This is a genomic window from Acinetobacter sp. ANC_7513 (assembly GCF_056779915.1).
This window is the reverse complement of record NZ_JBWYIW010000001.1, coordinates 556750-580381: the sequence shown is the minus strand read 5'-3', so window position 1 is coordinate 580381 and position 23632 is coordinate 556750. Positions and strand designations below refer to the sequence as shown.

The 23632-nt window shown below is 39.0% G+C and carries 22 protein-coding genes; 6 read left to right on the top strand and 16 right to left on the bottom strand.

The features are described 5' to 3' along the window. The 6 genes from ispC to rimO form a co-directional block, all read right to left on the bottom strand. A complete protein-coding gene (ispC, locus tag AC1M9B_RS02760; protein WP_481592676.1) occupies positions 1-1197 on the bottom strand; it encodes a 1-deoxy-D-xylulose-5-phosphate reductoisomerase in 1197 nt (398 codons plus the stop codon). Then, positions 1198-2022, bottom strand: coding sequence for a phosphatidate cytidylyltransferase (locus AC1M9B_RS02755; protein ID WP_035263666.1), 825 nt, complete (start codon positions 2020-2022; stop codon positions 1198-1200). Between the two features lie 2 nt (positions 2023-2024). Next, positions 2025-2771, bottom strand: coding sequence for a polyprenyl diphosphate synthase (gene uppS, locus AC1M9B_RS02750; protein ID WP_481587503.1), 747 nt, complete (start codon positions 2769-2771; stop codon positions 2025-2027). A gap of 8 nt (positions 2772-2779) precedes the next feature. After that, entirely contained in the window at positions 2780-3334 is a 555-nt protein-coding gene (gene frr, locus AC1M9B_RS02745; RefSeq protein WP_035263669.1) for a ribosome recycling factor, read from the bottom strand. A 76-nt stretch (positions 3335-3410) separates the two neighbouring features. After that, complete coding sequence (pyrH, locus tag AC1M9B_RS02740) at positions 3411-4139, bottom strand: UMP kinase (RefSeq protein WP_035263670.1); 729 nt, start codon at positions 4137-4139, stop codon at positions 3411-3413. A gap of 47 nt (positions 4140-4186) precedes the next feature. Further along, complete coding sequence (gene rimO / locus AC1M9B_RS02735; RefSeq protein ID WP_481608485.1) at positions 4187-5530, bottom strand: 30S ribosomal protein S12 methylthiotransferase RimO; 1344 nt, start codon at positions 5528-5530, stop codon at positions 4187-4189. Positions 5531-5891: 361 nt separating this feature from the next. Between rimO and glnL the strand changes: the two genes are divergently transcribed. From glnL to AC1M9B_RS02720, 3 genes are all read left to right on the top strand, one after another. Then, positions 5892-7001 (top strand): nitrogen regulation protein NR(II), encoded by a 1110-nt coding sequence (glnL, locus tag AC1M9B_RS02730; RefSeq protein WP_180027802.1) that lies wholly within the window; start codon positions 5892-5894, stop codon positions 6999-7001. Further along, the gene (gene glnG, locus AC1M9B_RS02725; RefSeq protein ID WP_481591044.1) at positions 6988-8478 is read left to right on the top strand and encodes a nitrogen regulation protein NR(I); all 1491 of its coding nucleotides are present in this window, start codon (positions 6988-6990) and stop codon (positions 8476-8478) included. Before glnL ends, glnG begins: the two co-directional genes overlap by 14 nt. Positions 8479-8582: 104 nt before the next feature. Continuing rightward, entirely contained in the window at positions 8583-9236 is a 654-nt protein-coding gene (locus tag AC1M9B_RS02720) for an aminotransferase (protein ID WP_481588197.1), read from the top strand. 32 nt (positions 9237-9268) lie between these two features. Here the strand turns inward: AC1M9B_RS02720 and prpC are convergent, their stop codons facing one another. After that, entirely contained in the window at positions 9269-10399 is a 1131-nt protein-coding gene (prpC, locus tag AC1M9B_RS02715; protein ID WP_481608484.1) for a bifunctional 2-methylcitrate synthase/citrate synthase, read from the bottom strand. Between the two features lie 4 nt (positions 10400-10403). Further along, positions 10404-11288, bottom strand: a complete 885-nt coding sequence (prpB, locus tag AC1M9B_RS02710; RefSeq protein WP_481608483.1) for a methylisocitrate lyase — start codon at positions 11286-11288, stop codon at positions 10404-10406. Between the two features lie 219 nt (positions 11289-11507). Between prpB and AC1M9B_RS02705 the strand changes: the two genes are divergently transcribed. Both AC1M9B_RS02705 and argF read left to right on the top strand, forming a co-directional pair. Beyond that, entirely contained in the window at positions 11508-12161 is a 654-nt protein-coding gene (locus AC1M9B_RS02705; RefSeq protein ID WP_092766355.1) for a TetR/AcrR family transcriptional regulator, read from the top strand. 118 nt (positions 12162-12279) lie between these two features. Next, on the top strand, positions 12280-13200 hold the full coding sequence (gene argF, locus AC1M9B_RS02700; RefSeq protein WP_481608482.1) for an ornithine carbamoyltransferase: 921 nt from the start codon (positions 12280-12282) through the stop codon (positions 13198-13200). A gap of 49 nt (positions 13201-13249) precedes the next feature. Here the strand turns inward: argF and AC1M9B_RS02695 are convergent, their stop codons facing one another. The 8 genes from AC1M9B_RS02695 to rpiA all read right to left on the bottom strand — a co-directional run bounded on the left by AC1M9B_RS02695 (position 13250) and on the right by rpiA (position 21880). Further along, positions 13250-14542 carry an MFS transporter gene (locus AC1M9B_RS02695; RefSeq protein WP_481608481.1) on the bottom strand — a complete coding sequence of 431 codons (1293 nt, stop codon included), beginning with the start codon at positions 14540-14542 and terminating at the stop codon, positions 13250-13252. Positions 14543-14757: 215 nt separating this feature from the next. Then, the gene (locus tag AC1M9B_RS02690) at positions 14758-15111 is read right to left on the bottom strand and encodes a YnfA family protein (RefSeq protein WP_481608480.1); all 354 of its coding nucleotides are present in this window, start codon (positions 15109-15111) and stop codon (positions 14758-14760) included. Positions 15112-15172: 61 nt separating this feature from the next. After that, entirely contained in the window at positions 15173-17449 is a 2277-nt protein-coding gene (gene clpA / locus AC1M9B_RS02685) for an ATP-dependent Clp protease ATP-binding subunit ClpA (RefSeq protein ID WP_481588198.1), read from the bottom strand. Between the two features lie 9 nt (positions 17450-17458). Further along, positions 17459-17872 carry an ATP-dependent Clp protease adapter ClpS gene (clpS, locus tag AC1M9B_RS02680; protein WP_035263688.1) on the bottom strand — a complete coding sequence of 138 codons (414 nt, stop codon included), beginning with the start codon at positions 17870-17872 and terminating at the stop codon, positions 17459-17461. 16 nt (positions 17873-17888) lie between these two features. Continuing rightward, entirely contained in the window at positions 17889-18638 is a 750-nt protein-coding gene (locus tag AC1M9B_RS02675) for a DUF6776 family protein (RefSeq protein ID WP_035263690.1), read from the bottom strand. A gap of 76 nt (positions 18639-18714) precedes the next feature. Further along, the gene (gene argC / locus AC1M9B_RS02670) at positions 18715-19764 is read right to left on the bottom strand and encodes an N-acetyl-gamma-glutamyl-phosphate reductase (RefSeq protein WP_481589944.1); all 1050 of its coding nucleotides are present in this window, start codon (positions 19762-19764) and stop codon (positions 18715-18717) included. 648 nt (positions 19765-20412) lie between these two features. After that, complete coding sequence (locus tag AC1M9B_RS02665; protein ID WP_481608479.1) at positions 20413-21096, bottom strand: M48 family metallopeptidase; 684 nt, start codon at positions 21094-21096, stop codon at positions 20413-20415. 112 nt (positions 21097-21208) lie between these two features. Beyond that, positions 21209-21880 (bottom strand): ribose-5-phosphate isomerase RpiA, encoded by a 672-nt coding sequence (gene rpiA / locus AC1M9B_RS02660; protein ID WP_481591051.1) that lies wholly within the window; start codon positions 21878-21880, stop codon positions 21209-21211. 104 nt (positions 21881-21984) lie between these two features. On the opposite strand from rpiA, the gene ilvA reads away from it, so the two are divergent. Next, a complete protein-coding gene (gene ilvA / locus AC1M9B_RS02655; protein ID WP_481591052.1) occupies positions 21985-23523 on the top strand; it encodes a threonine ammonia-lyase, biosynthetic in 1539 nt (512 codons plus the stop codon). Positions 23524-23632: the final 109 nt, after the last annotated feature.

Genomic DNA, 23632 nt, shown 5'->3' with positions numbered 1-23632 from the left:
TTAGGTACTCAGTGAATTCGTGAGTTGAATAGCATAACGACGTGAAAGCGAATCAGTCTCTAGGATTAGCTCTAAAGAATCAGCATTTGAATTTTGAATATGGTTCAAAGTTGATTCAACAACTTTAGGAATATCTAAAAATTTGATTTTATTTTTTAAAAATGCTTCAACCGCGATTTCGTTTGCAGCATTTAAGATCGCAGGGGCCAATCCTCCAGATTTCATTGCTTCACGAGCCAATTGCAGCGCTGGAAAGCGCACAGTATCAGGCTGCTTAAAATTAAGCGTATCGTTTACAAATAAATCTAGCGGAGGAACATGTGTTTCAATTCGATTTGGCCATGCAAATGCATGTGCAATCGGCGTACACATATCAGGATTACCCATTTGAGCCAAAGTACTACCATCAACATACTGAACCATTGAGTGAATAATACTTTGTGGGTGCACAACCACTGTAACAAAATGTTCTTGAATTGAAAATAAATGACAGGCCTCGATCAATTCGAGACCTTTGTTCATTAGCGTTGCCGAATCAACTGATATCTTCTGCCCCATAGACCAATTAGGGTGCTTACAAGCCTGTGCAGGTGTCACCTTACTGAGCTCATCTAGCGTATGATGCAAAAATGGCCCCCCAGAAGCAGTCAACAAAATTTGTGAAACACCTAACTGGGGTTTACCACCTGTATCTAATTGTAAATAATTTTGAGGCAGGCACTGAAATATTGCGTTATGTTCAGAATCTACAGGTAATAATAAGGCTTTATTCTCTTTAGCGGCCTTCATCATGATGTCACCAGACATCACCAACGATTCTTTATTTGCTAGAAGAACACGCTTACCAGCTTGAACAGCAGCGAGTGTTGGCAATAATCCTGCCGCACCCACTATCGCCGCCATCACGATATCAACCTGAGGATGCTCAGCAACAGCGATTAAACCCGACTCATCAGAGAGAATTTCGGTTGAAGTGATATTTTTTAATTTGAAAAATTGATGTAGTTCATCCACCTTGCCTGAAGGTACAACAGCATACTGTGGATGATATTGTTGACATATTTCGCTTAACTGCTCTACACGACTAAATGCAGATACCGCAAAAACATTGTACTTCTCTGGATGTCGATCAATGACTTTTAAGGTACTTTGTCCAATTGAACCCGTTACACCTAATATACATACTGATTGAGACATCTATAAATCTACACCAACAAGTTTTAAAACAAATATTCCCGCAGCAAAAATAGGTGCGGCAGCAAGCAATGAGTCAATGCGATCTAATACACCACCATGACCAGGCAAAATACGACCTGAATCCTTAATACCTGCACGACGCTTAATCATTGATTCAAATAAATCACCTTGAACTGAGCTAAATACTGTCAGCACAGATAGGAGTAAAAATAGAATATGCTCTACTGCGGTTAAATCTAAATAGTTAAATTGTACAAATAAGATAACAATGATGACTGTAATTACACCACCGATTAACCCTTCAATAGATTTATTCGGGCTCACCTCAGGTGCAAGCTTACGCTTACCAAGCTTCCTACCTACAAAATACGCCCCACTATCAGCACCCCACACTAAGAGGAATAGATACATGAGCCACCAAGGTGAACTTATCCAGACTTCGTATATTGCCGATACTGCAGCGCTAATAATCACTACACCAATCCAATTCAGTGAAGTGTTATACCACGCATCATAAAGAGGATATTGCTTAACCCAATAAATGGTAATAACCCAAGTAATAATCGAAGCACTCCACAACAGCAGTACTAGATCATCAAAATAAAGCGCAATTGCAGAAAATACCGCAGTGATTACACCAAAGCATCCTGCTTTAAATTTATTCACTTGATCAGTTTGACGAGGCATGAGTTTAAACCACTCATAGCCAGCCCCCCCGGCAGCGATAATCATTAACGCTAACATTGGATAAATGGATGTAGTTGCAAACATACAGCTCAAGACTACAGCCACTAAAATCAATGCGGTAATTATCCGCTCTAACATTATTAGTTCTCTATTTTCTCTTGTTGGACCTGCTCAGAGGTTTTTCCAAAGCGCCTTTCACGCCCTAAAAACACACCAAAGGCATGATCCAATTCTTCTGTTGTGAATTCTGGCCACAACGTCTCAGTAAAATACAACTCAGCATATGCAGATTGCCATAATAAAAAATTAGACAATCGATAATCACCACCAGTACGAATCAATAAGTCGACTGGAGGTAAGTCACCTAAACTGACATGCTGAGCAAACAAATCAACATCAACTTGATCAACATCAATTTTTTGTTCTTTGACGAGTTGTGCGATTGTTTTAGCAGTTTGTGCGATATCCCACATTCCACCATAGCTCACAGCAATTGTGAGCGTCATTTCTGTGAAAGTAGCAGTCCTTTGTTCTGCTTGCAACATTAATTGTTGCAATTCTGGCGATAAACGAGAGCGATCCCCGATGAATCTAAGCCCAATCTGAAACTTTATCATTCGAGGAATTTGTTCATTAATCGTCTCTTCCAACAGTTTCATGAGCAAATCAACTTCGTATTGAGGTCGATTCCAGTTTTCACTTGAGAAGGCATAAACAGTAAGTGCTTTTACACCCACTTTACGACAATGCTCTACAATCGGATCAAGGACATTTTTTCCTTCACGATGTCCATCACCTTTTTGTAGATGTTTCTTTTTTGCAAAACGATTGTTGCCATCCATAATGATGGCAACATGTTGAGGCAGAAGCTCTGCTGAAATGGTCATTATATAGCTTAGACCTTCATCAACTCTGCTTCTTTTGCTGCTAAACGCTTTTCAACTTCAGCAACAAATTTATCTGTGATTTTTTGGATTTCATCGCCAGCACGACGCTCATCGTCTTCAGAAATTTCTTTTTCTTTCAGCAACGCTTTAATATCACCTAATACATCACGGCGAATATTACGAATCGCAACTTTTGCATTTTCAGCCTCGTTACGTGCCACTTTTTGCATATCACGGCGTGTTTCTTCAGTTAATGCCGCCATTGGTACACGAATTGAATCAGCAGTAATTGGGTTCAAACCTAAATCTGACTCACGAATTGCTTTATCAATTGCAGCAACCATGGTGCGCTCGAAAGGTTGAACAAGCAATGTACGCGAATCTTCAACACCAATGTTAGCAACTTGGTTTAATGGCACATCAGAGCCATAGTAAGGAACCATTACGCCGTTAAGAATTGATGGATGTGCACGACCTGTACGAACTTTAGCAAAACCATGCTCTAATGAGTCCAATGATTTATTCATGCGCTCTTCAGCATCTTTTTTAAGATCGTTAATCATGTGATCTTCCTTACCTAATTCTCAAAATTTAAATCAAAATAGTGTTTAGTATAAATAGCTTTGAAAGCCACGTACATCAATTAGTAACGTGAGTACCTTCTTTTTCACCCATAACCACTGACAATAACGCACCTGATTTATTCATATCGAATACTTGAAGTGGAACATTATGGTCACGGCATAAGCAAATCGCGGTTAAATCCATTACACCAAGTTTCTCATCTAAGACTTGGTCAAATGTCAATGCATCATATTTAACAGCATCTTCGTATTTGCTTGGATCTTTATTGTAGACACCATCTACCTTCGTCGCTTTAAGAATTAAGTTGGCCTCAATCTCAATACCACGTAAGCAAGCAGCGGTATCTGTCGTAAAGAATGGATTACCAGTACCCGCCACAAACACACAAACTTCACCATTATTTAAATGACGAATCGCATCACGGCTAGAATATGATTCTACAACTGTACCGATTGGTAATGCTGACATTAAACGGGTTTTAATATTACGACGTACCAATGCATCTCGTAGCGCCAAACCGTTCATCACAGTTGCTAGCATACCCATTTGATCACCTGTTACGCGACCAACCAACCCATCTTGCTGTAATTGGCTACCACGATAAAGGTTACCACCACCCACAACGATACCAACCTGCACACCTAGACCAACCAAGTGAGCAATAGATAAAGACATTTGATCAAGCACTTGTGCATCGATACCCATATCTTTATTGCCTGCTAGCGCTTCACCCGAAAGTTTTAGCAGAATACGACCAAAGCGTGGTTTTTTAGAATCTAACATTACAAACTCCAATATCCGAATTCATTTATAAGTATTTCTTCAAACAATTATGCGGTTTTAATTTCAATCAATTCTGCATAAAGGTCGTATTCATCCGCATCAGTGATTTTAACAACCAGTAAATCACCTGCTTTAATCATGCTCTTATCAATATCTTCCACAAAGACATTTCCATCAATTTCAGGGGCATCTGCATAAGAACGCGCCACTGCAACTGGAAACTCTTCTTCTAGATCATCAACCAGCACAGTCATGGTTTGACCAATACGCTTTTGTAGTTTTGCAGCAGAAATTTCTTGCTGAACCTGCATAAAGCGTTCGTAGCGTTCCTGTTTAATTTCTTCAGGCACATGATCTGGCAGATCATTTGCAGTTGCACCTTCAACTGGAGAGTATGTAAAACAACCAACGCGATCGAGCTGAGCTTCTTTCAACCAATCTAGAAGTTGCACGAAATCTTCTTCAGTTTCACCCGGGAAGCCAACAACAAATGTAGAACGAATGACTAAATCAGGACACTTTTCACGCCAAACTTTTAAACGCTCTAGCGTGTTTTCACTATGCGCTGGACGCTTCATCAGTTTTAAAATTTTAGGGCTAGCGTGTTGGAATGGAATATCTAAGTAAGGCAAGATCTTACCCTGTGCCATCAAATCGATAACCGCATCAACATGTGGATATGGGTAGACATAATGCAGACGCACCCAAATACCCAATTGACCTAATGCTTCACACATATCATAGAACTTAGTTTTTACAGGCTGACCATTCCAAAAATCAAGCTTGTATTTTGTATCTACACCATATGCCGAAGTATCTTGAGAAATAACCAAGATTTCCTTTACACCAGATCGTTTTAAAGCCGCCGCTTCTTCTAATACAGAACCAACTGGGCGAGATACCAGATCGCCACGCATACTTGGAATAATACAGAAGGTACAACGGTGGTTACAGCCTTCAGATATTTTCAAATATGCATAATGTTTTGGTGTTAATCGAATACCTTGTTCTGGCACAAGATCAATAAACGGATTATGTTTAGGAGGTTCAGGAACATATTGATGCACAGCTTCCATTACTTCTTGATAAGCTGCTGCACCAGTCACTTTAAGTACGTTTGGATGCATTTGACGAATTTTTTCTTCATCTTTACCCAAACAACCTGTTACGATGACGCGACCGTTCGCACTCATCGCCTCGCCAATCGCGTCTAATGACTCTTGTACTGCAGATTCAATAAAACCACAGGTATTAACAACAACTAAATCAGCACCGTCATAATCCGACGCTACATCATAACCTTCAGTTTTTAACTGAGTAAGAATTCGCTCGGAATCTACCAATGCCTTAGGACAACCTAAAGAAACAAAACCGACTTTGGGGGATTTCATGAATCTGCGCTCCACTAGAATCCGCGTATTGTATGTCTTTTCAATTCATAAAAACAGTTGAAAACCCCACTCTTTGCATAACGCACCAAAATATTCCTATAAATTTTAAAAAATATTGCAATCGCACCAATATGATGCATTATTAAATAAACCCAACTTTGCATGAATATTTTGCAATCGCTTCGCGCTTTTTTTCTTAATAAATGAGTTCATTTTAGTTGTATTTAACGATTTCAAACAAAGTTGGCTCATATTTTGCTTTATTTGAGGACGTTAAAATTAAATAACTCCCTCTTTGTGAGCAGTGATGGAAAAACTCATAGATGCAATTGCTCTATTTTAAGACAGGATTTTGAGGTTAATGAATCAACAACCAACGATTGATTACCGTTTACTCGTAGACAACTTGAGCACTGCGATACTTTTAGTCGATAGTGAATTAAATATTTTTTATTTAAATTCCTCATGTGAAGCACTCTTTGATATCAGCTTATTAAGAGCATCAGGTCAATCTGTGCTCAGTATTTTACAATCTCCAGGTGATTCATTTAACACAGAAGAAGCACTCACGAATACATTACTCACGGGGCAAGCTTATACCCGCCGTGAAGCGACTATTATTGTGAACTTTAAAGATGTACATGTTGACTATTCTGTTGCCCAACTTAACACTGGCAAAAGTTATCACCCCCTCCTTCTGATTGAACTCAATCCAATTGATCGAATGTTGAAAATTTCTAAAGAAGAAAATTTTATTCAACAACATCAGGTCGCACGCCAATTAATCAGAGGTGTCGCGCATGAGATTAAGAATCCATTAGGGGGCATACGTGGCGCAACTCAATTATTGGCACGTAGTTTAAATGATCCTGAATATAAAGAATTTACGGACATTATTATTAGTGAAGTAGATCGCCTGAGAAATCTTGCTGACACAATGCTCGGTTCTCGGCAGTTACCAAGCTATGAACCTGTAAATATTCACGAGCCTTTGGAACGCGTTCGTTCTCTGATTGTGAACCAAACAAAAAAGAAAATTAAAATTACTCGTGATTATGATCTTTCTTTACCTGATGTTGAAGCAGATCGGGATCAACTTATTCAAGTGATGTTGAACATCAGTGTAAATGCTATTCAGGCCATGACTGAAAATAAAGAGTTTTTTCAAGACACTCAACCTGAATTAACCCTGCGTACACGTATTCATCGCCTTGTCACGATTAACGGAACTTTACATCGCTCAACTGTTCGAATTGATATCGAAGATAACGGCCCTGGCGTTCCAGAGGAAATTTTAGAGTCCGTATTTTATCCATTAGTCACAGGACGCGCTAAAGGAACAGGCTTAGGTCTGAGCATCGCACAAAATATTATGCATCAACACAATGGAATGATTGAATGCCAATCTGTTCCAGGCAAAACCGTATTTAGTCTTTATATACCTTGGGAGTTAAACCATGTCGCGAAATAAAATTTGGGTAATAGATGACGATCGCGCCATGCGTTGGGTTCTAGAAAAAACATTTAAAGAAGAAGGTTTAGATGTTACCAGTTTCGAAGAAGCTCAATCTGCACTGGATCAGTTACTTGATGATACACCTGATGTAATTTTGACAGATATACGGATGCCAGGAATTGATGGTCTTACCTTTCTCGCTAAAGTCAAAGGTCATTATCCTGATCTACCTGTGATCATCATGACGGCACATTCGGATCTAGAGTCAGCAGTATCAAGCTATCAAACGGGTGCTTTTGAATATTTACCAAAACCATTTGATATTGATGAGGCTTTAGCACTTGTCAATCGTGCCATCATGCACATTAATAAGCTCCAACAACAAGAATCTGCGAAATCATCCGTACAGCCAATTCAATCAACTGAGATCATTGGAGAATCTCCTGCAATGCAGGAAGTCTTCCGAGCAATTGGACGTTTGTCGCAATCACACATTACGGTATTAATTAATGGTGAGTCAGGTACAGGTAAAGAGTTAGTCGCTCATGCATTGCATCGTCATTCACCACGTAGCAGCAAGCCATTTATTGCGCTTAATATGGCTGCCATTCCGAAAGATTTGATTGAAACTGAATTATTTGGTCATGAAAAAGGTGCATTCACTGGCGCTAATACTCAGCGACAAGGTCGTTTTGAGCAAGCCAATGGCGGTACATTATTCCTCGATGAAATTGGGGACATGCCATTCGAAACCCAAACGCGTTTATTGCGTGTTTTAGCTGATGGCGAGTTTTATCGCGTCGGTGGACACATTCCAGTGCGTGTTGATGTCCGCATTGTCGCTGCGACTCACCAAGATCTAGAAAAATTAGTACATGATGGACGCTTCCGTGAGGATCTTTATCATCGTCTGAATGTAATTCGTATTCATATTCCTAAACTTGCTCACCGCTCGGAAGACATTCCGATGCTCGCACAACACTTTCTCGCACGAGCAGGTAAAGAACTTGGTGTAAGTCCAAAGATTTTACGTACAGAAACTATTGAATACATGAAACAGTTACCTTGGCAAGGTAATGTACGTCAACTTGAAAACACATGTCGCTGGCTGACAGTGATGATTACTGGAAGAGAGGTTTACCCAGAAGATCTTCCTTCTGAGTTAAAACAACTACCAATCCAAAAATCTGATGATCCAAATCATCCACACAATCAAGCAGATCGTATCGCTATTCAGCATTGGGATGAGTTGCTTAGTCAGTGGGCTGTACAAAAACTCAAAAATGGCGAAATGAAATTATTGGATATCGCCACGCCTATGTTTGAACGCACCTTAATTAATGCTGCACTACAACAAACTCGAGGAAGAAAACGCCATGCTGCTGAGCTTTTAGGTTGGGGTCGCAATACCTTGACTCGTAAGCTAAAAGAATTAGGAATGGATACTGCTGAAGATGATGAAGATGAAGTTGTAAGCACTACTGCCGAGTAAACTTCTAGATTTAGGTTAATCAACACATTTGATTAACCTATTCTTCATCATAATTCTAAAATTTTAAATCATGCTCAATATAAAATACAAAAAGATGAGTCCAAATGAACAATAATCACTTAAAGCATAAAACTTATCTAGGTATCATCTTCTGCCTTATTTCTTCACCCTCCTTTGCCACAGTCGGCGGTCCGGAGACAATAGAAGTACTAGGTTCAGATATTAAAGATCAGAAAATATATTATTTACGCCATTACCATGATGAATCTGGTCGACTACCAACACTTTATTATTATTTGCTCAACAGCAGAAACCCACATAAAGCGATTGAGGTTCAATCCATTTATACCCCATTAAATAGCCGAAATCACATTACTGAAACTCAGCATACGCTTCGCAAAATTCAAAGTATTCAAGCTCGCCTTGTCAAACCAGCGCCATTAAGCCCTAAGACTGCTAACCTAAAATTAAATAAACAAAGAGAACAGACTGGAAATTTTTGGTTAAACGTGCCTGAAATTAAAGTAAGTAAATTCCAATCTCAGGTACAACTCAGCCAAAGTTCTAAACCTTCAATGTATAAAAGCCAACAATTCGAGAATATTCGATATCATCGTAACTTACCTCAGATCAAAAAACTTTACGCATTTCCTCACACTTTCCCCAATTATCGCGTTGCAGTTATTAGTTATATGGGTATTCCTACTGAAACAGGCTACGAAAAACAAGATGCCATTTTACTCTGCTCAACAAAATAAAAAGCTCCCGAAAGAGCTTTTTATTATGCTTTTCAAGCACGCTGTTCAATTGGTACAACTTTGCGTAATTCAGGTCCTGTGTAATCTGCACTTGGTCGAATAATACGGTTGTCCGCACGCTGCTCCATCACATGTGCCGCCCATCCTGTTACACGAGACATCACAAAAATTGGCGTGAATAGCTTCGTTGGTATACCCATAAAGTGATAAGCAGAAGCATGGAAGAAATCAGCATTACAGAATAATTTTTTCTCTCGCCACATGACTTCTTCACAACGTACTGATACTGGATATAAAACAGTATCTCCTACATCCTTAGCCAAGCGCTCAGACCATACCTTAATAATCCCATTACGTGGATCATTGTCTTTGTAAATTGCATGACCAAAGCCCATGATTTTTTCTTTGCGTTCGAGCATACCCAGCATTTCGCGCTCAGCTTCTTCAGGAGATTTCCATTGCTCAATCATATCCATTGCCGCTTCATTTGCACCGCCATGCAGTGGACCACGCAAAGAACCAATCGCACCTGTAATACACGAATGTAAATCTGATAACGTCGAAGCACACACACGTGCCGTAAATGTTGAAGCATTAAATTCATGTTCTGCATAGAGAATTAAAGAAACATTCATGACGTGTTCATGCAATTCATTAGGTTTTTCGCCACGCAATAAATGCAAGAATTGAGCACCAATTGAGTCGTCATCAGTATTTTCTTCGATACGAACACCATCATGGCTATATCGATACCAATAACAAATAATGGCTGGCAATGTTGCCAAAATACGATCAGCTATATCTTGCTGTTCACCAAAGGACTGTTCTGTTTCTAAGTTACCCAACATAGAAACACCTGTACGCATAACATCCATAGGATGTGAATCTGCTGGGATACGTTCAAGCACTTCTTTTAATGCTTGCGGTAACGCTCTCAGTGATTTTAGTTTTGCTTTATAGTCCGCAAGTTGTTGCGCCGTAGGTAGTTCACCAAAGAAAATTAAATATGCAACTTCTTCAAATTGGCAATTTTCCGCCAAATCCTGAACATCATAACCACGATATGTTAAGCCTGCACCACTTTTCCCAACGGTTGAAAGTGCTGTTTTACCTGCGACTTGTCCACGCAATCCTGCGCCAGTCAATACTTTTCCTTCAGCCATTTTTTTATTTCTCCTGAGTGAATAGCTTATCTAGTGTGTTTTCGAAAGTATGATAATCAAGGAACTCGTATAATTCTTTTCGTTGTTGCATTTTATCAATAACATTCACTTGCGTGCCGTCTTTACGGATTGAATGCATCACTTCTAATGCTGCTTTCTGCATCGCACGTGTCGCAGACAATGGGTATAACACCATTGAAATCCCCTGTTCTGCTAGCTCTTCGGTAGTATAATAAGGGGTATCACCAAATTCAGTGATATTCGCTAGCACAGGCACACCAACAGCATCACAGACTGTTTTATACATCGTTATGTCAGTCATCGCTTCCGCAAAAATAGCATCAGCTCCAGCTTCAACACATGCACATGCACGATCAATGACGGCTTGAAGCCCTTCTTTTTGCAGCGCATCCGTACGTGCCATGACCACGAAATTAGAATCAGTTTTTGCATCAACAGCAGACTTAATACGGTCTACCATTTCTTGTTGTGACACAATTTCTTTATTCGGACGATGTCCGCAGCGTTTTTGCGCAACTTGGTCTTCAATATGAACAGCAGCAGCTCCAGCAGCGATCATTTGCTTGATACTTCGTGCGATATTAAATGCACCGCCCCAACCTGTATCAATATCCACAAGCAAAGGCGTATCTACACGTTCAGTGATACGACGAACATCTTCAAGCACATTATCTAAACTCGTCATTCCCAAATCAGGAAGACCATAGGAATAGTTTGCAACACCTGCGCCTGATAGATAAATTGCTTTATAGCCAACTTGTTTTGCCATCATTGCTGCATATGCATTTACAGTTCCGATGATTTGTAATGGCTTTTCCACTTCTAATGCTTGTCTAAATCTTAAGCCTGCAGACGATTGTTCTGTCATATTCCTTTCCACAGTGTTTACTATAATTATCGAGTTTTTAGTATATCTATAAATTTAGTTTGATATATGACCGTTTAGTATTTTTGCTCTAAAACTTTAGTCATATAAAAATGAATTATCATTCATTTTTTGATTTTGTTATTATTTTGAGTGTCAGGCGTTAAGTGCTTTAATTTGTTATACTCCATCTTCAATTTCATTTTTCGCTATTGTTACTGCATGCAACATCCATTTCCGCATATTGAAACTTCTGGTTGTGATATGCCCCATACTCGCCGTGGTCAAGAACGACGTTTAGCATTATTGCTAAGCGCCAATACGCTATTCTTGGAACGTGGCTACGATGCTGTGTCTTTGGATGATATTGTTCAACATGCTGGAGGCTCCAAAGCATCTATTTATAAATATTTTGGCGGCAAAGAAGGCCTTTTTACTGCTATATGTGATTATCGGCGTGAACTCTTTTTTAAAGATATCTGTGTTGCATATGATCCAGATCATGGCGATTTTAGATCTTATCTGATACATACACTACTTAACTTTCATCGCCACATTAAAAAAGAAGATCATACTGCCTTTATGCGCCTCGTGATTGAGCAATCCCAAAAAAATCCAGAACTTGCTCTTTATTTGCACGAAAAAGGCCCTAAACATATCCAGTTAGCGATCGCAAATGCATTAGAAAATGCGCATAAACTTGGTGTGTTAAAATGTGAAAATCCTTTATTTTCTGCTCAATTATATTTTGGAATCTTAAGAAATTTAGAATGGAAAATTTTAATGGGGATACCAGTACTTGAAACCGATCAAGAAACCATCGAATACATCAGCTATTCTGTCGATCGCTTCCTAGATGGGCACCAAAAAGTCTAGTTTTTTTGCAATTCTCTTTACATATAGTATATTAGTCGATTCTCGTTTTTTTTCATCAACCAACAATTATTGGTCGTCTCATTCACTATTTTGACGAAACAATGATTGTGGAGTAACCATGGCTCTACGACATTTTCTTACTTTACGTGACCTTTCAACTGCAGAATTAAATCGCATTATTGATCGTGCTATAGAATTAAAACGCATGCAGCATAATCATGAAGTCTACCAACCCTTTGTTGGTAAAGTAATGGGAATGATTTTTGAAAAATCGAGCACACGTACCCGTGTTTCTTTTGAAGCTGGTATGACCCAATTTGGTGGTAGCGCAATTTTCCTCTCGTCCCGGGATACGCAATTAGGTCGCGGCGAACCGATTGAAGATTCAGCTCGCGTTATTTCAAGCATGCTTGATATTGTGATGATTCGTACTTTTGGCCACGATATTGTCACACGTTTTGCAGAATATTCTAAAGTCCCAGTTATTAATGCACTGACCGATGATCACCACCCTTGCCAATTGCTTGCTGATGTTCAAACATTCGTAGAACACCGTGGCGCTATCCAAGGCAAAACCGTTGCGTGGATTGGTGATGGTAATAATATGTGTAACTCATATATCGAAGCTGCACATATGTGGGGCTTTAAACTTAAGATTGCATCACCAAAAGGTTATGAACCAAAACCTGAATTTCTCTCTGAATTCGCACACTGCGCCGAAGTTGTAGACTCTGCTGAAGATGCTGCAGTGAATGCCGACCTTATCGTTACTGATGTTTGGGCCAGCATGGGACAAGAAGAAGAGCAAAAAATTCGTGAAAAAGCTTTTGCTGATTTTCAAGTCAATGAACGTCTAATGGATCTTGCTCATCCAGACTGTTTATTTATGCACTGTTTACCTGCCCATCGCGGTGAAGAAATTTCAGAAAATATGCTCGATCACAAAAGTGCTGTGGTATGGGATGAAGCTGAAAACCGCCTTCACGCTCAAAAAGCACTTGTTGAGTTCCTCATCAATGAAAGCTTAAAAAAAGATTAATTTCATCCACTAAAAAAGCACCCTCGGGTGCTTTTTTATTTTCTAAATCTTAATGATCATCTTTTAAATATTTAGGTTCTTTGGGAAGTTGCCAACTACAAAAGAAACATACGATTAAAATAATGATCACGTAAATAAAAAATGAATTTTCAATTCCTGCGGCCTTAAACTGCAAGGCAACAGAAGGTGCAGAACCACCAAATACGGCATTACCTATCGCATAAGAGAAACCTACACCCAACGCACGTACATGCGGAGGAAACATTTCAGCTTTTACAATACCGCCAATAGAGGTATACAAACTAAGCAATAGCATCAGGAAAATCAGTAGCATCGCGACAATGAATGGAGTTTCGCTAAAATATCTCATCCCGATTGCCATGACTGGATAGATAAATATAGCCATCAGACTACTAAATAACAGCATAGAATTTCTGCGACCAATACGATCTGACAATGCACCAAAGAATGGTTGCGCCACCATGAGTACAAAAATGCAGGCTGTCATCATCAACCCTACCGTTTTAGGATCTATTCCAATATTGGTAAGGTAAGTTTTTGAGTAAACTGTAATCACATAGAAACTAAGAGAGCCTGCTGAAGTATAACCAACCACCAAAAGGAAAGTTTTCCAGTGATTTTTAAAAAGCTCACGAAGTGTACCAGAATCTTCTTTATCACTTTCATCACTGGATAAAGTCTCTTCTAATCTACTTCTCGCTAATAAAGATAAAATTGCTGCAACACCACCAATAATAAATGGAATTCGCCATCCCCCATCATAAAGCTGCTGTTCAGACATAAAAGCTAAGAATATTACACCCAATAAACTTGCAAGGAGTTGACCACCCGTGAGCGTTACGTATTGAAATGATGAAAAAAAGCCACGTTGACCTTTTAAACCCAATTCACTCATATAAGTCGCCACAGCACCATATTCACCACCAACGGATAAGCCTTGAAGCAATCGAACCATTAATAATAAAAACGGTGCAGCCATACCCACTTGCTCATACGTTGGTAACGCTGCAAACATGAAAGAACTTATAGCCATCAATATAATTGAGATGACCATTGATTTTTTTCGACCGTGTTTATCTGCAATTCGACCAAAAAGCCAACTACCGATAGGTCGCATAAAAAAGCTTGCTGCAAATACACCCCACACATAGATGGCTTGGGTAGAACTATCCATATCTGGCGCAGTTAAAGCTTGGGTAAAATATACAGCAAATACTGCATATATATAAAAATCAAACCATTCAACTAAATTACCAGAAGCTGCACCAATAATTCCTTTGATACGGCTGGTTTTTTCTTGCTTGGAATATGTTGTAGACAAATGAAAAATCCTTATTCTAATTACATTGTTTATTGTCGAATAATGATGAAACTCTGAAGTATTTCAAAATTATAGGCGGAAAATATATGCCTATTTCATGCCAATTTAAAAAGCCTTTATGTAAATTTTATTAAATAGGCTTCTAAATTTTTCTCAAAAATATTCAAGGTCGATTTATTATTAATTTAATTAAACAGACTTTCTCCTATAACAACTCACCGAATTAAGCCTTGTGGCTGTAAAATGATAATCAGCGCCCCGAAAACAACCACTCCGCCACCAATGATATCCCATTTAGTAAGATCCATTTGATCCACAAACTTTAACCACAACAATGCCGAACAAATATAAATACCTCCATATGCAGCATATATTCGACCTGATGCTGCTGGATGCAAAGTCAATAACCACACAAAAGCAGCGAGTGCGACAAAAGTGGGTAGCCACAACCAATGCGCACGCCCTTGATTTAGGATCAAATATGGAAAGTAACACCCTAATATTTCCATCAGTGCAGTCAGAAAAAATAAAGCTGTCGTAGATATTACTTTTGTAACTTGTATGTCCATACTTTCACCCAAAAATTAAAGCCCGTTTAAATAAACGGGCTTTAATACAATTAATAACACACTATGCTGGTTCAGCTGCAGAATCTTCAAATACTTCCAACTTTAATCCAACAGCTTTGCCATCTTCTTTTTTAACTGTTACTGCTACATTACCGCCGTTTTCAGCCAGCTCACCAAATAAAATCATTTCAGCAAGCGGCTTTTTCAAATGCTCTTGAATCAAACGCTGCATTGGACGAGCACCCATCAGACGATCATAACCATTTTCACTTAACCAATCTCGTGCAGACTGATCTACTTCTAAAACAACTTTTTTGTCATCAAGTTGAGCTTGAAGTTCTGTAAGGAATTTATCTACTACAGAATCGATTACTGTCGTAGGTAGAGCTTTAAATTGAATAACCCCATCTAAGCGGTTTCTAAACTCTGGTGTAAATGCCTTCTTCATTGCTTCCTGATTATCACGACTATTATCTTGCTCTGTAAAACCAATACTTGTACGGGAAATACTTTCAGCGCCAATATTCGTTGTTAACACTATAATGACATTTCTGAAGTCTGACTTACGACCATTATTATCAGTTAATGAACCATGATCCATGACTTGCAGCAATAAATTAAACACATCAGGATGTGCCTTTTCAATCTCATCCAATAACAATACACAATGTGGATTTTTATGTATTGCGTCAGTCAGTAAGCCACCTTGATCAAAACCAACATAACCTGGAGGTGCACCAATTAAACGTGAAACCGCATGGCGTTCCATATATTCAGACATATCAAATCTGACTAGTTCAACACCGAGTAGTTTTGCAAGTTGTTTTGTTACCTCAGTTTTACCTACACCAGTAGGTCCTGCAAATACAAAACTACCAACTGGCTTATCTGGTGCTTTAAGCCCAGCTCGTGACAATTTAATTGCAGAGGATAATGCGGTAATCGCCTCATCTTGACCAAATACAACTCGTTTAAGATCACGCTCTAAGTGCTCAAGTACAGATTTATCATCTTTAGACACAGTTTTAGGTGGAATTCGTGCAATTTTCGAAACAATATCTTCAATATTTTCAACTGTAATCAAAGTGTTATCTTGATCAGCTCTCAAACGTCGTTGTGCCCCTGCTTCATCTATTACGTCAATCGCTTTATCTGGGAGGAAGCGATCATTGATAAATTTAGCCGATAACTCAACTGCAGAAACAAGAGCTGCATCATCATATTGAACTTTATGAAATTCTTCAAATTTAGACTTGAGTCCACGAAGAATATCAATTGTTTCATTAATTGATGGCTCATTAACATCAATTTTTTGGAAACGGCGTGATAATGCATGATCTTTTTCAAAAACTTGACGATATTCTTGAAACGTTGTTGAGCCAATGCAACGTAAAGTACCATTTGCCAATGCAGGTTTGATTAAATTCGATGCATCCATAGTGCTACCCATACTTGAGCCTGCACCAATGATCATATGAATTTCATCAATAAATAAAATTGCTTCGGGCTTCTTCTTTAGGGCATTTAACAATTGCTTTAATCGTTTCTCAAAGTCACCACGGTATTTTGTACCTGCAACAAGTGCACCGATATCTAAACTATAGATTTCCGCATTCAGCAGTGGCTTTGGTGCTTTATTGTTAACAATCAGCCAAGCCAAACCTTCTGCTATGGATGTTTTACCCACACCTGGATCACCCACCAAAAGCGGATTGTTTTTACGACGTCGACATAGAATTTGAGCTGCACGCTCAATTTCTTTTTCACGACCAATCAAAGGATCGGTTTTACCCTTTAAAGCTTCTGCATTGAGATTTAGGGTATAAAGTTCTAATGGACCTGCATTTGCTGAGGCTGAGTTTTCACCATCTAAGTCATCCGTTTCTTCTTCAGCTGGAACATCTTCCTTACGCGCACCGTGTGAAAGATATTGAGTTAAAGTAAGACGATTGATTTGGTGGCGTTTTAGCAAATAAACCGCAAATGAATCTCTTTCTGAGTACATTGCAACCAGTACATCTGCACCTTCAACTGTCCGATCTCCACCACTAGACTGAACATGGAAAATTGCACGTTGCAATATACGATCAAAGCTTTCTGTAGGATGAGGCGCTTGCTCAGCATTATCGCCTAATTTAGGCGTATGTTGCTCTACATACTCTTCAAGTTCTTTACGCAAACTGACAATTTCTGCACCGCAGGCTTTTAGTGCATTCACTGCAGAATCATTATCTAAAAGTGCGAGTAACAAATGTTCAACTGTAAGAAACTCATGTCTCTTTTGACGAGCCATGCTAACAGCCAAACGCAGTGATACTTCTAATTGACGACTGAGCATGTGATCCCCTTATTCTTGTGGCTCGATCTGGCAAAGCAATGGATGACTTTGAGAGCGCGCATAATTGTTGACTTGATTCGCCTTGGTTTCAGCAATGTCTCTAGGATAGACACCTGCGATACCTTTCCCTTGATAATGTACTGTTAGCATTACTTCGGTAGCTTGGTCAAGATTCAATGCAAAGTATTGTTGTAAAATTTCAATTACAAAATCCATTGGCGTGTAATCATCATTCAACAATACCACATTGTATAAGGGAGGTCGCTTAAATTGCGGTGGTGCTGTTGCTACAGCTAAATCGCCATCGGCTTCATCATTTTGTGCATCACTCAATCGTGGATTGAAGTGCCAATCCACCAATCCAGATTGTTGAAATGATAATTTAATGTCATTGAGACATTTATGACGTTTATTACTTCGCATAGCACTCTATAATCTATTATTGAGAATTTGCCGCAGCTTGCGGTACTTCAGCTGCAAATGCAGCAGTTGATTCGATTGCTTCACCACGTTGCCAACTAAAGCGCTTGGTTTGAGCACTTGAGCCTTTTACACGGATTTCAATAAATTGGGGCGTAAAGCCTTTTGGCATCGTCCAACGACCAGTTAATCGCTGATAATGGTCGAAATTGAATGATTTTTCTGAAATTGGAACAACCAAGACTTCCGTACCTTGAATTAATCTGATTTCAATTTCACCAGATGCTTTACGTTTATTCGGACTGACTTGAACTAAATCAACCTGATATTCATATACATTTTCTGGAAGCGACTTAACAGCTAAATTTTGCACTGTTAAACTTAATCCACCACGTTGTCTCAGCACTTCTCGGAAAATCGCGCTCTGACCTTCAATTTGAAGTTTTTCAGCATTGGCTTGATTTAATGCAGCATACATATCATTTGAGTTAGTTACAGCAACATCACGTTCTTGAACTGAGGTATTTAATTTCTTATTCAGCTCAGATAATTCTTTTTTTTGTTTTTCGACAACTTCAACCAATTGTTCCGCGTCAGCATCATAACCAACTACAGTTAGACCTTGACGATGACCAACCGTATAGCCCAGAAGTAAACTGCCTGCACATAAGATGATTCCACCCGCCATAAGGGGTTTATTCGATTGAAAAAAACCGATATTTTTTTCATCTTTATGCTGTGACGTATTATTTGATTCTGAGTTTTGCATCGTCATCTCTAATTTATAAAATCAAAACACACATTTAACTGCAAAGTTAAATGTGTGTGAAGTCAAAAAAGGTTTTTTATGGTAATAAACCAATCACGTTAAGGCCTGCATTCTCCGCAAATCCAAACATTAAATTCATGTTTTGAACAGCTTGTCCTGCTGCACCTTTCACCAAGTTATCTTGGGCAACTAAAATGACTAACTTTGTTGGTTGTGGTTTATACAACGCAATACGTAAATCATTTGATCCACGAACAGAACGAGTTTCTGGTGAACTTCCTGCCGGCATAACATCAACAAACTGCTCGTTTTGGTAGAACTGTTCGTAAATTACTTGCAAATCGGCTTGCTGACCTGCTTCTGTTAAGTCGATATATATTGTAGATAACATGCCACGAATCATCGGCACCAAATGCGGAACAAAAAGGATATTGTCAAATACACCTTTCTGTCCCGATATATTTTCAAGCGCTTCAACAATTTCAGGATGATGGCGATGCCCTGCTACACCGTAGGCTTTGAAGTTATCAGCATTTTCAGTATAGATCATGCCTAAACTTGCTTTGCGTCCAGCTCCAGATACACCAGATTTTGCATCAATAATAATACTTTCAGGTTTTACCAATACTTCTGAAGATCTCAGTACAGGCGCCAAACCAATTTGAACTGTCGTTGGATAACAACCAGGATTACCAATCACTTGAGCTTGTTTAATTTTTTCACGATTGAGCTCAGAAAGCCCATACACTGAATTTTTAAGTAGATCTGGACAAGCATGCTCCATACCGTACCATTTTTCAAATTGCGCTAAATCCTGCAAACGAAAGTCAGCGGCTAAATCGATTACTTTTGTATTCGCTGCTACTAATTCTTCAGCGTGTTTCATCGCTACACCATGTGGTGTCGCAAAAAACACAACATCGCAAGACTTTAATAAATCTAAGCTTAAATCTGAAAACTCTAGATCGGTATGACCACGTAAACTTGGAAACATATCATCGACACGACGACCAGCCTCAGTACGAGAAGTCAGTGCTTTCACTTGAACATTTGGGTGTCGCAGCAAAAGACGCAAAAGTTCAACGCCTGTATATCCTGTACCACCAACAATACCAACTGAAATCACGATATCTACCTCTAAATGACTGTATTCGTTACAGGCAGTAGTATGACAGGAACTTGTGACTTTCTGAACCCTTTCATATGGGAATGCTGTTATTTTATAAGTTTAATAATTTAGATGGCTCTGTTAAGCATCTAATAAAGTCTATCATGTGACTTCATTGATTTACCTGCCAACTCAAATAGCATAAATACAGTGCAAATATAGACCCTGGGAGAGCAAGAAATACGATCGGATCCTGTTTCACAACAAAAGGAATTACTCCCCATACCGAACATAACCCTCCACTCACGGAAAGCAATTTAGAAATCTTTTTTTTGATTTATCTATAAAATTGCCATGATCAATAATATCAACCACGCTATAGCCCCGCCAAAAAGCGATAAATAGTTCGTCCAATGAAAGTGAATAGGATTACTCGGGTTCAGTAGAATATACATGAGGATGCTATAAAGCATTAAAGCAGGTACAGACAAAATTAGAATCAAAAAAACACACACCAATTCGTCTTATGAGCATATTAGAGACAAACTAACCAAACAGAGCAATCATGATAGCCAAAATTTAGAATACCAGTCGCCAGATCAGACTAATTGACTAGCGCTAAACAATTGATTTTTTAATATCGACAAAGCAATCCCAGCATAATAATTAATTATGCATCCACCAATATGGCAACGGTGTTATTTTTAATTTTTTTCGGTTAAGTTTAAAATCTGGATCATACTTCGCCACTTCCGCCCAAAACTGAGCACTATGATTAAAATGCTTTGTATGTGCTAATTCATGCACACAAACATAGCGTGTTATTTCCTGAGGAAAAAGCACCAAAGCACTATTCAACATAATGTCATGACGTGCTGTACAACTTCCCCACCGCGTTTTTGGCTGACAAATCTTACAGCCATGATAAGCTAAACCACACTGATCAGATACTTGAGCCAGATATACAGGCAGATGCTGTTTAGCATAATCAATAACAAAGGCTTTTAAATATTGTTGAGGCTGACGATCACTCACACTCAGCTCATTCATCACTGAATCAAACTTATAGTTTAATTTCTGCTGAATATATTGAATTTTAATAGAATTTTCTAAATTAAATAACTGTAAAGATAAAGGTAAAACGCGATCAATCTGTTGAATTTTACTTTGTTGTGCCTGCCAAGTTTGAACGATCCAAGCTTCTGAATCTTGAACAAACTGTTGTATTTGTTTATGGGTACAAAACCATGGCGCAGTCACACGAATTGACGTTCCATCTATACGTAGACGTAGTCTTTTCGATCGAATACTTTTGGTGATTTCAATATCAGGAAGGTCGGATAAAGTCATTGTTATTCTTTAATTATTAAATCCCCATCTCCCCCTTTAAGAAAGGGGGAAGAAAAGCCCCTCTATTTAAAAAGAGGGAGTTTAGGGAGACTAGCTCGTCAAGGAGTTAAAATTAAATCGCTGTACGCTCTTCAATACCGTTGTTGGTCGCAACAATCGCAATGTCTGCTTTATTCAAAGCAAAGATACCGTTGCATACCACACCAGGGATATCATTCAATGTTTTTTCAAGCTCAAGTGCATTTAAGATATTTAAGTTATGCACGTCTAAAATCACGTTACCATTGTCGGTCACTACACCTTCACGGTACGCTGGGTCGCCACCTAAAGAGACAATTTTACGAGCAACAGCAGAACGTGCCATTGGAATCACTTCAACAGGAAGTGGAAAATCACGCCCCAACTGATCTACCCATTTAGAATCATCTACGATACAGACGAATTTTTTTGCAATCGATGCCACGATTTTTTCACGTGTCAATGCCGCACCACCACCTTTGATCATGTGCATATGACGATCAATCTCATCTGCACCATCTACATATGCATCAAGACCACCCACTGAGTTCATATCTACCACTTCAATACCCAGCTTCTTCAAACGCTGCGCAGTCGCTTCCGAACTTGCAACTGCAGCTTCTAATTGAAGTTCAGGAAGTAAATCAATCAAAAAGTTAACAGTACTGCCTGTGCCTACGCCTAAAATGCCCCCTTTCGGTAAGTGTTTTAAAGCTGCTTGTGCTGCTGCTTGTTTTTTCTCATCTTGGGTTGCATATAGACTCATGACTTCACTCAACTAATTTGGACTTTTGCAGTTATTTTAAACCGCTAAGCCTTATGGTTTGTTACAATAAGCGCCTATTTTAAACTGTTAGATGGAAAATTAACATGCTGTCTCGTTTGGTTCGACAAATTTTACAAGCAACGGTATACGACGTTGCTATCGAAACCCCACTCGAAGCGGCACCACGAATTAGTGAACGTCTTAACAATAATATTCGTTTTAAACGTGAAGACCTACAACCCGTATTCTCCTTCAAACTCCGCGGTGCCTATAACAGAATCAGCCAACTTCCTAAAGCTCAACTAGAACGAGGTGTCATTACCGCTTCTGCTGGTAACCATGCTCAAGGTGTAGCACTCTCAGGAAAAAAATTAGGAATTCGCGCGATTATTGTGATGCCTAAGACAACACCAGACATTAAAGTCCAAGCTGTAAAGCGTTTGGGTGGTGAAGTCGTACTTCATGGTGATTCTTTTGACATCGCAAATAAATACGCAATTCAACGTGCGCAAGAAGAAGGAATGACTTTTATTCCGCCTTATGACGATGAACTCGTTATGGCTGGTCAAGGTACAATTGCCAATGAAATTTTACGTCAATGGCGAGATGTGGATTATGTATTTGTTGCCGTTGGTGGTGGAGGTTTGATTGCAGGTGTTGCTGCTTACCTTGGTGATGTAGCACCGCATGTCAAAGTTATTCCTGTGGAATATGACGAGTCAGCTTGTTTAAAAGCTGCTTTAGAAGCAAATGAACGTGTGATTCTTCCTTCAGTTGGTTTATTCGCCGATGGTACAGCCGTGGCGCAAATCGGTGAAAAACCTTTTGAAGTGATTCGTCTGCAAAAATCTGACAATTCAGGTCCAATCGTAGAACCAGAAGTTGTTCTTGTGAATACTGATGAAATATGCGCAGCAATTAAAGACACCTATGATGAATGCCGTAGTATTGTTGAGCCCTCAGGTGCGATGGCACTTGCTGGTATTAAAAAATATGTGGCTGAGCACGGCTTAGAAGGTAAAAACATCGTTTCAATTGTATGCGGTGCAAATATGAACTTTGACCGTTTACGTTATATTGCAGAACGAACTGAATTAGGTGAACGTAAAGAAGCTATTTTTGCCGTCACGATTCCTGAACAAAAAGGTGCATTCCTCAATTTCTGTCGTGCCCTTCAAGGTCGAAATATTACTGAATTCAACTACCGTGCAAGTAGTGCGACTGCAGCGCAGGTATTTGTTGGAATTAGTTTAAAAAGCGGCGAAAAAGAACGTCAAGAAATATTCGAGACATTAAAGTTTCAGTACGATGTGGATGACTTATCTGATGATGAAGTTGCCAAATTACATATTCGCTACCTGATCGGTGGTCATGCTGATATTGAAAATGAACGTTTATTCCGCGTTGAATTTCCTGAACGTCCAGGTGCATTATTAACATTCTTGGAACGTCTTGGTCCAATGCATAACATTACCCTGTTCCATTATCGTAATCATGGTGCGGCTGAAGGTCGTGTATTGGTTGGACTCGAAGCTGAAGATGCACAACAAAACCCTGATGGTTTAGTTGAAACATTAGAAAGTATCAATTATCCATACCAAGAAATTACCAATAATCTTGGTTATCAACGTTTCCTCAAATAAAATCAATACAGCCTGTCATTTTGACAGGCTTTTTTAATTCAATAATTGATATACAATTAAAATCGAAAGATAGAAAAAACGATCACTTTAAAATTTTAGATATTAAGAT